Consider the following 14,705-nt stretch of genomic DNA (forward strand, 5'->3'; position numbering starts at 1 on the left):
GCCTCTGGCAAGCGCATCTTTCTCTAGGGAGACCCATGTCCGAGACGACCTCGACCAAGACCCCCGTCGACTTCTGGTTCGACCCGCTCTGTCCCTGGGCCTGGATGACCTCCCGCTGGGTCCTGGAGGTCGAGAAGGTCCGGGACATCGAGGTCCGCTGGCACATCATGAGCCTGGCGGTGCTCAACGAGGACAAGCTCGACGAGCTGCCCGAGGAGTACCGCGAGATGCTCGCCGTACAGGCCTGGCAGCCCGTACGCGTGGTGACGGCGGCCTGGCAGAAGCACGGCGCCGACGTCCTCGGCCCGCTCTACACGGCCCTGGGCACCCGCATCCACAACGGCGGCGAGGGCCCGACCCTGGAGGCGATCGCCGGCGCCCTGGCCGACGTCGGCCTGCCCGCCGACCTGATCGACTACGCCGAGCAGAAGGACTTCGAGTTCGACGCCGAGCTGCGCGCCTCCCACAAGGAGGGCATCACCAAGGTCGGCCAGGACGTCGGCACCCCGGTAATCGCGGTCCCCGGCGCCGACGGCGAGCAGATCGCCTTCTTCGGCCCGGTCGTCACCCCGGCCCCCAAGGGCGAGGAGGCCGCCAGGCTGTGGGACGGCACCCTGCTGGTCGCCTCGGTCCCCGGCTTCTACGAGATCAAGCGCACCCGGACGAAGGGCCCGGACTTCAGCAACCTCTGATTCCCAGGTGACCGGCCGGTCATGATGTGGAGAGGCCCCCGCGAGTCACGTCCTCGCGGGGGCCTCCCGTCATTCCGCCTGCCGGTGAAGGTTGAGAAGACGATCACGAGGCAGGACGCTCACCGCCGCGGGCTCAGGGCGCCAGCAGCAGGACATCCGTACGGGACTTGGCGGCGGCGTAACGCTTCGCGACGTCCTGCCAGTTGACGACCGCCCACATCGCCTCGATGAAGTCGACCTTCTGGTTCTTGTACTGGAGATAGAAGGCGTGCTCCCAGGCGTCGAAGACCAGGATCGGGGTCGAGCCCTGACCGGCGTTGCCCTGGTGGTCGTACACCTGCTCGACGATCAGGAGTCCGCTGAGCGGCTCGTGGGCGAGGACGCCCCAGCCCGAGCCCTGCGTGGTCGCGGCGGCCTTGGTGAGCTGCGCCTTGAAGCCGGCGAACGAACCGAACGACTCGGTGATCGCGTCCGCGAGGTCACCGACGCCGTCGGCGGCGAGCGGCTCGCCGCCGCCCTCGCCGGTCATGTTGTGCCAGTAGATGGAGTGCAGGATGTGCCCGGAGAGATGAAAGGCCAGGTTCTTCTCCAGGCCGTTGATCGAGCCCCAGGTCTCCTTGTCGCGCGCCTCCGCGAGCTGCTCCAGCGTGTCGTTGGCACCCTTCACGTACGCCGCGTGGTGCTTGTCGTGGTGCAGCTCGATGATCTCGGGGCTGATCACGGGCGCGAGCGCGGAGTAGTCGTACGGCAGCTCGGGAAGCGTGTACACGGGCATGCGGGGTCCCCTCGACCTCTTATTGCACATTGCTTGCAACTACACGCTAGCAATAAAAAGACCCTCGCGCGGTATGCGCGAGGGTCTTTGCCGAGGGATGGGGGAGCGTGGCCTACTCGGCGACGGAGGTGTAGTGCGAGGCGTCCCCGGCGATCGAGTAGCTCTCCTTGCCCTCGATGCCGACCGGGATGTCACCGGCGATGGTCACGCGGTGCAGCCGGCGCGGCTGTCCGTCGTAGTTGTCGATGGCGTAGTGCTGGGTGATGCGGTTGTCGAAGAGGACGAGCTGGTTGGGGGACCAGCGGTGCCGCAGGATGTTCTCCGGCCGGGTGACGTACGCCTGGAGCAGGTCCAGGATCTTGCGAGACTCGCCCACCGACAGCCCGACGATCCGCTGCGCGAACCCGCCGATGAACAGCCCGCGTTCACCGGTGAGCGGGTGGACGCGGACCACCGGGTGCGCGGTACGGAACTGGATCGACGTGAACTGGGCTCGCTGGGCGGCCTGTTGCTCGTCCAGCTCCTCGTCGGGGACGGCGTAGTCGTAGTCGTTGGTGTGCTCGGCCCAGAGGTTGTCGGCCAGTTGCCGCAAGGGCTCCGGCAGGTCCCGATAGGCAGCCGCCGAACTGGCGATGAGGGTCTCGCCCCCGTACGGCGGGATCGTGATGCTGCGCAGGGTGCTGGCCTGCGGCGGGTTGAGGACGAAGGTGACGTCGGTGTGCCAGTGGTTGGCGGCCCGCCCGCGCTCGCTGTCGACGGGCAGCACGTTCGGAGCGCCGTCGACGGCCGACACGGTCGGGTGCGCGGTGGTCAGCTCACCGAAGTGGCGTACGAAGGCCTGCTGCCCCTCGTCGTCCAGGTTCACCTCGTCGAAGACGAGCGCCTTGTGGACGTTGAGGGCCTCGCGGATTGCGGCGATCTGCTCCTCGTCGAGGGGCTTGGCGATGTCGACGCCGGACACCCGGGCGCCGATGTTGGCGGTGACTTTCTGAATCTCAATGCCGGACATACGGGGGTTCCTTCCGGATCAGGGTTGCGGTGTTCGTCAGACGAGAGCGGGCTTGGCGGCGTACTGGTTGGCGGGGCGCGGGAGGCCGTACCTCTCGCGCAGGGTGCGGCGCGGGCCGTATTCCGTTCGGAGCAGACCGCGGGCGCGCAGGATCGGGACGACGTGGTCGACGAAGGCGTCGAGGCCGGAGGGCAGGACCGCGGGCATGATGTTGAACCCGTCGGCGGCACCCCGCGTGAACCAGCTCTCGATCTCGTCGGCGACCTGCTCGGGCGTACCGGCGAAGGTGAGATGCCCGCGCCCGCCGCCGAGCCGCCCGATGAGCTGCCGCACGGTGAGCCGCTCACGCCGGGCCAGCTCGACGACGAGCGTGTACCGGCTCTTGGCCCCCTCGATGGCACTCTCGGGCGGCAGATCGGCGGGGAGCTGGGAATCCAACTCCAGTGTCCCGGGCGGCAGTTGGAGCAGACTCTCCAGCCGCTCCACGCCATGCGTGTAGACGATGTGGTCCTCCAGGACCTGCTCGGCGGCCAGCGCCTCGGCCTCGGTCGACCCGAGTACGGGCACGATCCCGGGCAGCACCTTGATGTGGTCGGGGTCCCGACCGGCAGCCGTCGTACGGGACTTGAGGTCGGCGTAGAAGGCCTGCGCGTCCTCGATGGTCTGCTGGGCGGTGAACACGGCCTCCGCGTACCGGGCGGCGAACCCCTTGCCGTCCTCGCTGGACCCGGCCTGCACGAGCAGCGGGTAACCCTGGGGAGCGCGGGGCACGTTGAGACCGCCCTCGACGCTGAAGTACTTCCCCCTGTGCCGGGGCGGATGCACTTTCGAGTCGTCACCCCAGACCCCGGCGGCCTTGTCGGCGACGATCGCGTCGTCCTCCCAGCTGTCCCAGAGCTTGCCCGCCACTTCGAGGAACTCGGCGGCCCGGGCGTACCGCTCGGCGTGCGCGGGCTCGGCGTCGAGCCCGAAGTTCCGCGCGGCCTCGACACCGGCGGTGGTGACGATGTTCCAGCCGGCCCGCCCGCCGCTGATGATGTCGAGGGAGGCGAACTTTCGGGCGAGGTTGTAGGGGGAGTTGTAGGAGGTGGAGGCGGTGGCGATCAGCCCGATGTGGGTGGTCGCTGTCGCGAGGGCGGTGAGGAGGGTAAGGGGTTCGAGGGCACCGGCGGGTCGCTGGGCGATGTTGCCCCAGAGCTGTGGGCTGTCGGCGAGAAAGAGCGAGTCGAAGGTGCCGCGCTCAGCGATCCGGGCGAGCCGTATGTAGTGGTCCAGCTCGACGTGGGCGTATGGGTCGCTTTCCGGGAGCCGCCAGGAGGCTTCGTGGTGTCCGGTGCTCATGAGGAAGGCGTTGAGGTGGAGTTGGCGGGGCATGGGGATCCTTTACGTCTTGAGGGCGGGGCTGCTGGGGCGAGTACTTTTCCCACCCACCCACCCGTTTACTGCGTCCTCCCAGCCGAGCCCCAGGCATCTCAGCCGACCCGGCGCTTGAGAGCGGGCGGGGCTTTCCAGCCGGTCCGGTGTTTGAGGGCACCTGGGCATTTCGGCCGGGCTGGCGCCTGAGAACGGGCAGGGCGTTTCGCCCCGTCCGGCGCCTGAGGCCGGCCGGGGCAATTCAGCCGGGCTGGTGTCTGCCTTTCAGCCCGTCCGGCGTTTGAGGACGAGGCCGTTCAGGCCGATTGGCGGGGGTCTGGGGGCGCAGCCCCCAGAAGGATGGGAACGGGTAGGGGCGGCGGGGGCGAGGAAAAGGACCGTTCACCGCACGTCCGACGTAACCCCCAACGCCTCCAGCAGCACCCCTCTGTACTCCTCCCGAGGCCGCCCATGATCGACGACCAGATCAACCCCGATCCGCCCCGCCTCCAACACCAGCACCCGATCCGCCAGCACAACCGCCTCATCCACGTCATGCGTCACCAACAGCACCGACGGCTGATGCCTCCGCCACAACTCCCGAAGCAACGCGTGCATCTTGATCCGCGTCAACGCGTCCAACGCCCCGAACGGCTCATCGGCGAGCAGCAGTTCGGGCTCCCGCACCAACGACCGCGCCAGCGCGGCCCGTTGCGCCTCCCCGCCCGACAGCTCACTGGGCCAGGCCCGCTCCCGCCCCTTCAACCCCACCTCGGCAAGAGCCTCCCGCCCCTTGGCGGCGGCCTCCTTGCCCTCAAGTCCCAGCAGTACGTTGTCCAGCACCCGCCGCCACGGCAGCAGCCGCGAGTCCTGGAACACCACCGACACCCGCTCGGGCGCCGTGAGCTGCCCACTGCCCTCGACCTCGTGGTCGAGCCCCGCGACCGCCCGCAGCAGCGTGCTCTTGCCGGACCCGCTGTGCCCGAGCAGGGCGACGAACTGCCCGGCGGGGATGTCGAGGTCGAGGGCGTCGAGGACCGTCCGTCCGTCGAACGACCGGGTCAGTCCCCGGAGTTGGACAGCGGGCCGGGCCAGGGTCAGTTGCTCAGCGTGCGTCGCCATGACAGCACCCTCCGTTCGATGAGGCGGACCGCGCTGTCGGAGGCCAGGCCGAAGACGCCGTAGACGACCAGGCCGACGAGGATGACGTCGCTCTGGCCGTAGTTCTGGGCCTGGAACATCATGTAGCCGAGTCCGCTGGTGGCGTTGATCTGCTCCAGGACGACCAGCCCCAGCCAGGAGCCGGTCACCCCGAGCCTGAGGCCCACGAAGAAGCCGGGCAGCGCGCCGGGCACGACGATCTGCCGGACGAACTGGAGCTTCGACAGCCCCTGCACCTCGGCGAGTTCGACGAACCGGCTGTCGATGCCGGACAGCGCGGCATGCGTGTTGAGGTAGATCGGGATGTAGACGACGATGGCGATGATCGCGACCTTGAACGTCTCGCCGATGCCCAGCCAGAGGATGAACAGCGGGATCAGACCGAGGGTCGGGATCGCCCGGTTGAGCTGGACCGTCCCGTCGATCAGCGCCTCGCCGACCCGGCTGAGCCCGGCGGCCAGGGCGAGGACGATCCCGGCGGTCAGCCCGATCGCGAAGCCGGAGGCGGCCCGCCGCAGCGAGGTCAGGATGTCGTTCGGCAGGGTCCCGTCGGTCCACAGATGGACCCCGGTCCTCAGCACGGTCCAGGGTGCCGGGATCGCGGCCGGATCGAGCTGCCCGGCGGCGGAGGCACCGGCCCACAGGGCGATGAAGAGGGCCGGCCCGATCAACTGCGCGGCGGGCAGCCGCTTGCCCGGGGACAACCGACGACGCCTGCGCACCTGGGCGAGTTCAGCGCCCGAGACCGCCGAAGCGGATACCGATGCGGCCGTAGACGCGGACCCGGACGCGGACCCGGACGGGGACGCGGACCCAGAGGTGGATGGGGGGGTGGATGAGGACGTGGATGTGGATGTGGTCACGGCGGTCACCTCCGGTACTCCGCGCTCACGGACTTCGCCGCGATGCCCTCGAAGCGGTGGTCGAAGAGCGAGCCCACGTCGAACTTCTTCACGAAGCCGCCCTCCGCGAGCAGATCGGCGGTCTCCTGCTCCCACTTGATCGCCTCGTCCCAACTCGGCGGGAACAGCGGCTTGTTGGCGAGCGCGGTGATGGCCTGCGCCTGCGGGAGGGTCAGGTTCTGCGTCTTGACGTAGAACTCCTCGTTCCAGCTGTCGGGGTTCTCGTACGCCCACACCTGGCCCTTGGCCCAGTACGGGATGTAGGCGGCGACCGCGGCGGCCTTCGCCGGGTCGTTCAGCACGGCGGCCGGCGCCCACAGCAGGTTCAGCAGGTCGACCACGTCCGTCGCGATGGTCCGGGCGCCCTTGGCCTCGTACTGCTGGAGATACGCGGGCGCCTGGCTGTTGCCCAGCGGCGCGATGTCCACCTGGCCCGACTGGAGGGCGGTGAGGAACTGGTTGCTGGTCAGCGGGACGAGGTCGACGTCGTCGTAGGCGAGCCCGGCCTCCTTCAACGCCCGCAGCAGTACGACGCCCTGGGCCTGGCCCTGCGAGAACGCGAGCTTCCTGCCCTTGAAGTCGGCGACCGACCTGATGTCGCTGCCTGGCTTGGTGGCGAACAGATAGTTCGGCTTGCGGGTGACGTTGATCGCGACGATTTTCGCGTCGTATCCCTGATAATGCGCCTGGATCGGCGGAATACCCGCGTTGTTGGCGACATCGAGCGAGCCCGCCCGAAAGGCGTTGATGACATCGGGACCGGCGCCGATGTTCGCCCAGCTCGACACCTTGAACGGCAGATCACCCAACTTGGCGAGCTTGAACTGCAGTTGCTGGGTGTTCAGATACGAGGAGATCTTCAGACTCGTACCGGCCGGGACCTTTTCGGCGAGCGGCGCGGTCGAGGCACCCTTGCTGCTGGCGGCGGCACTGCTGTCGGCGCAGCCGCTCAGCCCGGCGACACCGGCCGCGGCGCCGAGGAGAGAGGTGAGGAAGAGCCGTCGGTCGACTGACATGGTGATACTCCGTGAGTTCGAAAGGCGGGAACGCATACGGAATTCAGGGCGCGAGGAGGCCCGGAAAAGTGAATTCACGCAGGAAGAACAGGGGGAAATGAGCGCTTCACACGCGGCAACGTGTCAGCAACAAAGGGTGCGACAGCTCACGAAGGGGCTCATGAGAACGATGCTGCTGGCCACGCCCGACCCTGTCAACATTCGGAGTTTCTGAATTAAATAGCCTGAGGTGAAGCCGCCAGCGGATCCCGGTACAGGACGTCGAGCGCCACCGAACCGCCCGCCACCGCGAGCACCGAATCCGGGAAACTCGTCGGCACGACAAAGGCGGCGCGTTCGGTGCCGACCCCCTCGCGCAGCGCGGCGAGGCAGTCCTCCCGGTGGATGATCCCGATCTCGGTCACGACCACCGTCTCCGGGTTCAGTACATCGAGCAGCAGCCGTGCCGCCCGGCCCACGGCACCCGCCCGCCGCACCAGCAGCGCCACGGCGTCCGGGTCGCCCCCGGCCGCCGCCGCGACCACGTGCATGGGATTCGTACCCTCGACGACACCGGCCTCCCGGGCCCGTCGGCACAGCGTCCGCTCGCTCAACTCGGCCTGGAGGCAGCCGACTCGACCGCAGTCGCAGACCTCCGTGCCGCCCGGCACCGGGAGATGGGCGATGGCCCCCGCCTGCGAACGCGGCCCGTGGTGCACCTCGTCGTTGGTCGCGAACGCCGCGTCGACCACATTGCCGACGAACAGATGCAGCACGCTCCCGCCGCCCCGCGCAGGCCCGAACAGTCGCTCCGCGTTCACCAACGCCCTTGCGTGCCCGTCCACATGGACCGGCAGCCCGGTACGGGCACCGAGCACGTCCCGCACCGCCACGTCCCGCCAGCCCAGCATCGGGTGCTCGACGACGGTTCCGGACTCCCGGTCCACCCAGCCGCCCACGGCCACCCCGACCCCCAGGGGACGGCAGTCGGGCACGCCGTCCAGCAGCGCCCGCAACGCCTCGGCGGCCCGCGCCAGCACCCACCCCGGGTCGGTGCGCTCGTGCTTCAACTCCCGCCGGGCCAGCACCCGTCCGCGCAGATCGAGCAGCGCGACCGTCGTGTACGGCACGGCCACATGCACACCCGCGACCACGAACCGCGAGGCGTCCAGATCGACGGGGACATGCGGACGCCCCACGCCGTTCGACCGCCGGGGCGCCGACTCCTCACGGATCAGGCCGAGTTCGGCGAACCGCGCGCAGTAGTCCGTCACCGACGCGGGCGACAGTCCCGTAAGCCGGGCGATGGTGCTGCGCGCCACCGGCCCGTGCTCCAGCACGGACCGCAGCACGACACTCGCGCTCGTCCGCCGCCGGTCGGAATCGGCGGCACGAGGAATCCGAGAAGAAGAAGAGGAAGAGGAAGGGGAGGGACGAGAGGAAGAGGAGGGAGAAGGGGAAGCAAGGGTGGGTGCCGCGGCACGGGGCATGGCGATCATCCTCGGGGAACGGGTCCGACACTGCGCCGTCTCGTGAGGACCCGGGAAGCCGTCGAAGCCGTCGAGGCCGGCGGGTCCTGTGGAGCGAGGCGTGCCGGAGCCGCCTCACCCGGGGCGGCGACAGGTGGCCGTGCCCACGCGTCGCAGGTCGACATAGCGACGCGACGAGAAGTACCGGGACTGGGCGACCATGCTCACGAAGCTAGCAAAGCGGTCCGCCGCTGCCCAGATGGCGACCAGCGGGCGAGACGGCACTTGTCCACGCGGCCACCGGGATTGGCGGAACCCTACAGTTCCCGTACCGCTCCCGCCCGCCGCACCCCGTATCCCGCACCACGCCACCGCAGTGACCGGCATCACGCCGAACCAGGTGTAACCCCCATCGTTTGTCCGGAGCCCACCAAGCCGCCGTCGCCCCCTTTGTCGAGCGCTGACGGTGATCGGCCCGAGGGCGCTGGGATAGCGTCACGATGTCCCTTGCCGCTCACATCCCCGCGGAGTAGTCCCCATGGCAACCGCCGTCGCCCCCGCCCGCCCCGGCCTGGTCCTCGCCGACCTGCTCCCCGCCTCCCGCGTCCGGGACGCCGCGCTCGTGCTCGGCGGTGCCGGGCTCGTCGGGATCGCCGCCCAGATCGCCGTCCCCGTGCCCGGCTCGCCGGTGCCGGTGACCGGGCAGACCTTCGCCGCGCTCCTCGTCGGCACCGCCCTCGGCGCCGGGCGCGGCCTCGCCGCCCTGGTCTTCTACGCCCTGGCCGGCCTCGCGGGCGTGCCGTGGTTCGCGGAGGGCGGCTCGGGCACGTCGGTGTCCTTCGGCTACATCCTCGGCATGCTGCTGGCGTCGGCCGCCGTGGGCGCCCTGGCCCGGCGCGGAGCCGACCGCTCGGTGGTGCGCATGGCGGGCACGATGCTGCTCGGCGAGGCGATCATCTACGCGATCGGCGTCCCGTACCTCGCGCTGGCCGCCGACCTGAGCCTGAGCGCGGCGATCGCGGCCGGCCTCACCCCGTTCCTGCTCGGCGACGCGCTGAAGGCGGCGCTGGCGATGGGCGTACTGCCGACGGCGTGGAAGCTCGTCGACAAGGGCTGAACAAGCACTGAGAACAAGGGTGTTGGTGGAGGGGGAGGCGGACACCGCCTCCCCCTCCACCGTCTACCGACTACCGATCAGCCCTGAGGCCGCCGCTGGGACCACCACAGGCCCGCCGCCCCGGCGGACAGCAGCGCCGCGCCGGCCCCGCCGAGCGGGAGCAGATTGCTCGCCGGACCGGTGCTCGGGAGTTCGTCACCGCCGGGTGCCACCGGGGTGTTGTCGGTGCCGAGCAGCAGCGGGGTGGCCGGAGCGTTCGGCGACGGGTTCGTCGTACCGAACGGGACCGGGCCCTGCTGCCAGTACGTCTTCGAGCCGTCCGCCGTCTGGACGGGCAGGCAGATCTTGCCCGTCTTTCCGAGGTCGAACGTCGCCTCGACGTCGTACGACTTCGACTTGCCTGCCGCGAGATTGCCGACGGCGCAGTTGAAACCGCTGTTCGAGCCTTCCGGAAGATCCCCTTCGGGAATCTCCGCACAACCCTGAACGTTCTTGACCGTCATTCCATCGAATCCGACGACCAGAAGCCGGATATCGCCGCTCTCCTTGCTCCCCTCGTTCTTTACCGTGGCGGTAAGCGCGGTTTCCTTCGAACTGTTGTCGACGGAGATGCTCTCGGGCAACTCCGTGGTCAGCTCGACGCCCGCGGGCGCCGGGTCGACGGCCTTTCCCCCCTTGCTGCTTCCGGGTCCCTGGTCTTCCGCGCTGGCGGTGAAGGAAAGGATCATCACGGCCGAGAAAGATGCCGTGAGCAGCGATCCCGCGATGACCGTCGTGCGACCAGAACTCATGTTCGTCCCCCTTGGATCCCCCTGGACTGCGCCTGAATTCGCAGTCCTTGAAGAGGTACCACAAGATTTCCCACCACTATGCTGGTACGGCACGAAGTGTGACCATTGTGGTTCTGGTGGGGCGTGCGTTGAGGGGGTGCAGAGGATTGCCGGGGAATATGGGCGGCGGTGCTTCAGGTCTGGTGGTGACGGGCCGATATCGGCTGGTCGAAAGTATTGGTCAGGGGGGAATGGGGCGGGTGTGGCGGGCCGCCGACGAAATGCTCGACCGGCCGGTGGCCGTCAAGGAAATGCGGATCGACGGACTCGACGCGGAGGACACCCGCACCCGCCGCGAACGCACACTCCGCGAGGCCAGGGCGACGGCCCGGATCGACCACCCGAACGTCGTGCGGGTGTACGACGTCGTGGACGAGGGTGAGCGCCTGTGGATCGTCATGGAGCTGGTCGCCGGCCGCTCCCTCGAACAACTCCTCGTCCAGGAGGGCCCGTTGGGCCCGACCGACACGGCCCGTCTGGGCCTCGGCCTGGTCTCCGCACTGCGCCAGGTGCACGCCGGGGGAGTGCTGCACCGCGACATCAAACCGGGCAACGTCCTGGTGGAGCGGCGCGAACAGCGGGTCGTCCTCACCGACTTCGGCATCGCCGCCATCCAGGACGCGAAGGCCCTCACGATGGTCGGCATGCTCGTCGGCTCGCCCGACTACATGGCCCCCGAGCGGATCTCGGGGGCGCACCAGGGCCCGCCGTCCGACGTGTGGTCCCTCGGCGCGACCCTCTGCGCGGCCCTGGGCGGCCGTTCCCCGTTCTCCCGCGAGACGACCCTGGCGACACTCCACGCGGTCCTGTACGAGGACCCCGAACTCCCCGCCTCGGCGGGCCCGTTGCGCGAGATCCTGGCCGCCCTCCTGGCGAAGGAACCGTCGGCGAGGCCCGAACTGGAGTCCGTGGAAAGGGAACTGCGGCTGGTGGCGTACCCGGAGCCAGAGCCGGCGCCCCCCGAGCCGGTGGCCCCCGAGCCGGAGCCGGAGATACCGGCCCCCGCGCCCCCACCTCCCGTACGTCCGCTCCAGGACACCCCGACCCCCGCCTACCTGGACGCACCGCTCGTACGGGCCGCACGGCAGCCACGGGAGCACCCGCAACCCGGACCCGAACCCGAGCCCCCACCACTGCCGTTGGAGCCGATGGACGCGATACAGGCATCCAGCGCCTCCACCGAAGTCCCCTCCGAGATGCGGTCCGAGGCCGGTTCGGCGATCCCCACCCGCAAGACCGGTGTCTCCCTGGTCCGGACGAAGGAGCGGGAACACACCCAGGCACGGGCACAGACCCAGACCCGCCCCCAGCCACCGGCGCCAGTGCTGGCGCCCCCGCAGCCGCCGCCCGGCGAACTCCCGGGCCCCGCGCGCCCGTTCGACCCCGACCCCGACCCCGACCCCGACCCCGACCCCGGGCGCGGGAGCGACCGACGCCGAGGCCGTCGTCGTACGGGCATGGTGGCGGCCGGTGTGGTCACGGCGGGGGCGGTGGTGGGTATCGTCCTGGCGTCGACGGCGGGTTCACCGGAGGACAAGAACACGGCAACCCCGGGAACGTCACGGGGAACTTCGGCCACCCCCACCACCCCCGGAACCACTGCCGAGCCCACCCCCGAACCCACGGTCGAGGGCACCTCGCGCCCGCGCAGCCTGCCGCCGGGCGCGCACGAGGAGGCGGGCGGGTACGCCTGGGCGACGCCCGAGGGCTGGCGCCGGGACGTGAAGACGGGCGCCGAGGTGCACTACACGTCCCCCGACGGCAGGCAGGAACTCCTCGCCAAGTCCGCCCTCGCGCGCGGCGACCTGCTGGAGACCTGGGAGGAGTCGGAGCGCAACGCCCGCCAGGGCCAGGACTACCGGAAGATCACCCTCGCGGAGACGACGTACCAGGGCCACCCGGCGGTCGTCTGGGAGTACACCTTCACCCTGGACGGCACGCACTGGCACGCGCGGCTGCTCGGCTTCGACGTGCAGGGGAAGTCGTACCAGATAAGCACCTGGTACCACGAGGAGATCGAGGAGCAGGCGGTACGGACCTACGAACGGGTGCGGGAGTCGTTCACGGTGCTGTGAACGACTCCCGCACCACAGGGGACTGTCGTCAGCCGACCTTGACGACGCCGTCGACGTCCTCGGCGTCGTCCGGAGCGGGACCGCCGGAGGTCACGACGACGCCCCCGCGCCCGGTCCGCTGCCGTACGACGGCGATGGCGAGGACGACGGCCGCGACCAGCAGTGAGAGAAGCACGGTCTCGCGTCCGTCGTGCTCGGTGTCGGTGAGCATGTAGCCGAGGACGAAGACGATGAGGGCGGCGGTCGCCCAGGTCAGGTAGGGGTACAGCCACATCTTCACGACGAGCTTCTCCGGGGACTCGCGCTCGATGATCTTCCGCATGCGCAGCTGCGAGAAGCAGATGACCAGCCAGACGAACAGGGCCACGGCGCCGGAGGAGTTGACCAGGAAGAGGAAGACCGAGTCCGGGAACTCGTAGTTGAAGAAGACGGCGACGAAGCCGAAGACGACCGAGGCGACGATCGCCGCGAGCGGTACGCCACGGGAGGTGGTGCGGGCGAAGGCCTTGGGCGCGTCACCGCGCTGTCCGAGGGAGAAGGCCATGCGGGAGGCCGTGTAGAGGCCGGAGTTGAGACAGGACAGCACCGAGGTCAGCACGATGAAGTTCATGATCTGACCGGCGTGCGCGATACCGAGGGAGTCGAGGGCGGCGACGTACGAGCCCTTCTCCTTGATCGAGGGGTCGTTCCACGGCAGCAGCGTGACGACGACGAAGATCGAGCCGAGGTAGAAGACGGCGACGCGCCAGATGATGCTGTTGGTCGACTTGGTGACCGCCCGCTGCGGGTCCTCGGACTCACCGGCGGCCAGCGTGGCGATCTCGCTGCCCATGAAGGAGAAGACGACGAGCAGTACGCCGGTGAGGATGGCGCCGGCCCCGTTGGGCAGGAAGCCACCGGAGTCGGTGAGATTCGACAGCCCGGCCTTGTCACTGTCGACCCCGGGAAGCACACCGAACACGGCGAGCCCGCCGATGATCACGAAAGCGCTGATGGCGACGACCTTGATCCCGGCGAACCAGAACTCGAACTCGCCGTAGGAGCCGACGGAGACGAGGTTGGTGGCGGTCAGGACGACCATCACGATGAGCGCCCAGGCCCACTGCGGTACGGCGGGAATCCACCCTTCGAGGATGACGGCACCGGCGGTCGCCTCGACGGCCAGCACGACGACCCAGAAGAACCAGTACAGCCAGCCGATGGAGAACCCGGCCCAGCGCCCGAGCGCGCGGTCGGCGTGCGCGGAGAACGAGCCGGAGGTCGGATTGGCGGCGGACATCTCGCCGAGCATCCGCATCACCAGCACGACGAGGGTGCCGACGAGGGCGTACGAGAGCAGGATGCCGGGCCCGGCGGTCTGAATACCGGAACTGGACCCGACGAAGAGCCCGGCACCGATGACACCGCCGATGGCGATCATCGAGAGATGCCGGTTCTTGAGCCCGGCCTGAAGCCCGGAGGACGGAGAGGCGGTCATGGGGGGGAATTCCTTTGCGCCGGGTGAACGGGGAAGCACGGGGAAGCGCGCCGGTGGGGACGGCGTAAACAGTCGGTCCAGTGAATCGGAGGCAAAGCGATTCCTGAACCTTTGAATCCAGATCGTTACTTGAGGTTTCCTTGAGGTTCTGTAGTGTTGCGGTCAGTTTTCGGGATCAACCCCCGAGGCTGCTGCCCCGAAACAGTCGTGTCACACTCGACGCATGCGCGTGTATCTCGGCTCCGACCATGCGGGCTTCGAACTCAAGAACCACCTCGTCGAGTGGCTCAGGGAGGCCGGCCACGACCCCGTGGACTGCGGCCCCCACATCTACGACGCCCTCGACGACTACCCGCCCTTCTGCCTCCGCGCAGCGGAGCGCACGGCGGCCGACCCCGACGCCCTCGGCATCGTGATCGGCGGCTCGGGCAACGGCGAGCAGATCGCCGCGAACAAGGTGAAGGGGGTGCGCGCGGCGCTGGCCTGGAGCGAGGAGACGGCGTCGCTGGGCCGCCAGCACAACAACGCGAACGTGGTCGCGGTGGGCGCACGCATGCACACCCAGGACGAGGCGACGAAGTTCGTGGAGACCTTCCTGGCAACCCCGTTCTCGGAAGACACCCGCCACATCCGCCGCATCGACATGCTCGCGGCGTACGAGGCGACGGGCGACCTCCCGGAGATCCCGCCCCACCACCCTGCCCAATAGCCCGTACGCCACTTGAGGACGGGCGGGCCCTTTCAGCCCGTCCGGCGTTTGAGGACGAGGCCGTTCAGGCCGATTGCGGGGGTCTGGGGGCGCAGCCCCCAGGAAGGGATGGGACGGGTAGGGGCGGCGGGGGCGAGAAAA

General features: G+C 69.4%; 13 protein-coding genes and 1 pseudogene. 4 read left to right on the forward strand and 10 right to left on the reverse strand.

Annotated elements, in window-relative coordinates; translation table 11 throughout:
- Nucleotides 1–35 precede the first annotated feature (35 nt).
- Nucleotides 36–692 (forward strand): mycothiol-dependent nitroreductase Rv2466c family protein, encoded by a 657-nt coding sequence (locus CW359_RS40670; RefSeq protein ID WP_105975278.1) that lies wholly within the window; start codon nucleotides 36–38, stop codon nucleotides 690–692.
- 133 nt (nucleotides 693–825) lie between these two features.
- Here the strand turns inward: CW359_RS40670 and CW359_RS40675 are convergent, their stop codons facing one another.
- From CW359_RS40675 to CW359_RS40705, 8 genes and pseudogenes are all read right to left on the reverse strand, one after another.
- Entirely contained in the window at nucleotides 826–1,467 is a 642-nt protein-coding gene (locus CW359_RS40675; protein WP_105975279.1) for a superoxide dismutase, read from the reverse strand.
- A 112-nt stretch (nucleotides 1,468–1,579) separates the two neighbouring features.
- Entirely contained in the window at nucleotides 1,580–2,476 is an 897-nt protein-coding gene (locus tag CW359_RS40680; protein WP_105975280.1) for a TauD/TfdA dioxygenase family protein, read from the reverse strand.
- A gap of 36 nt (nucleotides 2,477–2,512) precedes the next feature.
- Entirely contained in the window at nucleotides 2,513–3,850 is a 1,338-nt protein-coding gene (locus tag CW359_RS40685; protein WP_105975281.1) for an LLM class flavin-dependent oxidoreductase, read from the reverse strand.
- Nucleotides 3,851–4,106: 256 nt separating this feature from the next.
- Nucleotides 4,107–4,296, reverse strand: a pseudogene (locus CW359_RS47735) (cobyrinate a,c-diamide synthase); the annotation flags it as partial.
- Entirely contained in the window at nucleotides 4,232–4,951 is a 720-nt protein-coding gene (locus tag CW359_RS40690; RefSeq protein WP_105975282.1) for an ABC transporter ATP-binding protein, read from the reverse strand. The gene CW359_RS40690 and the pseudogene CW359_RS47735, both read right to left, overlap by 65 nt.
- Nucleotides 4,927–5,712: an ABC transporter permease gene (locus tag CW359_RS40695; protein ID WP_408647576.1), complete on the reverse strand. Its 786-nt coding sequence runs from the start codon at nucleotides 5,710–5,712 to the stop codon at nucleotides 4,927–4,929. The genes CW359_RS40690 and CW359_RS40695 overlap by 25 nt, the downstream gene beginning before the upstream one ends.
- Nucleotides 5,713–5,858: 146 nt before the next feature.
- Complete coding sequence (locus CW359_RS40700; protein WP_105975284.1) at nucleotides 5,859–6,908, reverse strand: ABC transporter substrate-binding protein; 1,050 nt, start codon at nucleotides 6,906–6,908, stop codon at nucleotides 5,859–5,861.
- 215 nt (nucleotides 6,909–7,123) lie between these two features.
- Nucleotides 7,124–8,377, reverse strand: a complete 1,254-nt coding sequence (locus CW359_RS40705; RefSeq protein WP_105975293.1) for an ROK family transcriptional regulator — start codon at nucleotides 8,375–8,377, stop codon at nucleotides 7,124–7,126.
- A gap of 517 nt (nucleotides 8,378–8,894) precedes the next feature.
- Between CW359_RS40705 and CW359_RS40710 the strand changes: the two genes are divergently transcribed.
- The gene (locus tag CW359_RS40710) at nucleotides 8,895–9,473 is read left to right on the forward strand and encodes a biotin transporter BioY (protein ID WP_105975285.1); all 579 of its coding nucleotides are present in this window, start codon (nucleotides 8,895–8,897) and stop codon (nucleotides 9,471–9,473) included.
- Between the two features lie 77 nt (nucleotides 9,474–9,550).
- Here the strand turns inward: CW359_RS40710 and CW359_RS40715 are convergent, their stop codons facing one another.
- Nucleotides 9,551–10,264: a hypothetical protein gene (locus CW359_RS40715; protein WP_105975286.1), complete on the reverse strand. Its 714-nt coding sequence runs from the start codon at nucleotides 10,262–10,264 to the stop codon at nucleotides 9,551–9,553.
- Nucleotides 10,265–10,494: 230 nt separating this feature from the next.
- Here CW359_RS40715 and CW359_RS40720 point away from each other — a divergent pair, with 230 nt between their 5' ends.
- Nucleotides 10,495–12,378, forward strand: a complete 1,884-nt coding sequence (locus CW359_RS40720; protein ID WP_232838819.1) for a serine/threonine-protein kinase — start codon at nucleotides 10,495–10,497, stop codon at nucleotides 12,376–12,378.
- 28 nt (nucleotides 12,379–12,406) lie between these two features.
- Here CW359_RS40720 and CW359_RS40725 read toward each other — a convergent pair whose 3' ends face one another.
- Nucleotides 12,407–13,855, reverse strand: a complete 1,449-nt coding sequence (locus tag CW359_RS40725) for an amino acid permease (protein WP_105975288.1) — start codon at nucleotides 13,853–13,855, stop codon at nucleotides 12,407–12,409.
- Nucleotides 13,856–14,078: 223 nt separating this feature from the next.
- Between CW359_RS40725 and CW359_RS40730 the strand changes: the two genes are divergently transcribed.
- Nucleotides 14,079–14,564, forward strand: coding sequence for a ribose-5-phosphate isomerase (locus CW359_RS40730; protein ID WP_105975289.1), 486 nt, complete (start codon nucleotides 14,079–14,081; stop codon nucleotides 14,562–14,564).
- Nucleotides 14,565–14,705 lie beyond the last annotated feature (141 nt).

The sequence above is a fragment of the Streptomyces geranii genome, from assembly GCF_002954775.1.
GTDB lineage: Bacteria > Actinomycetota > Actinomycetes > Streptomycetales > Streptomycetaceae > Streptomyces > Streptomyces geranii.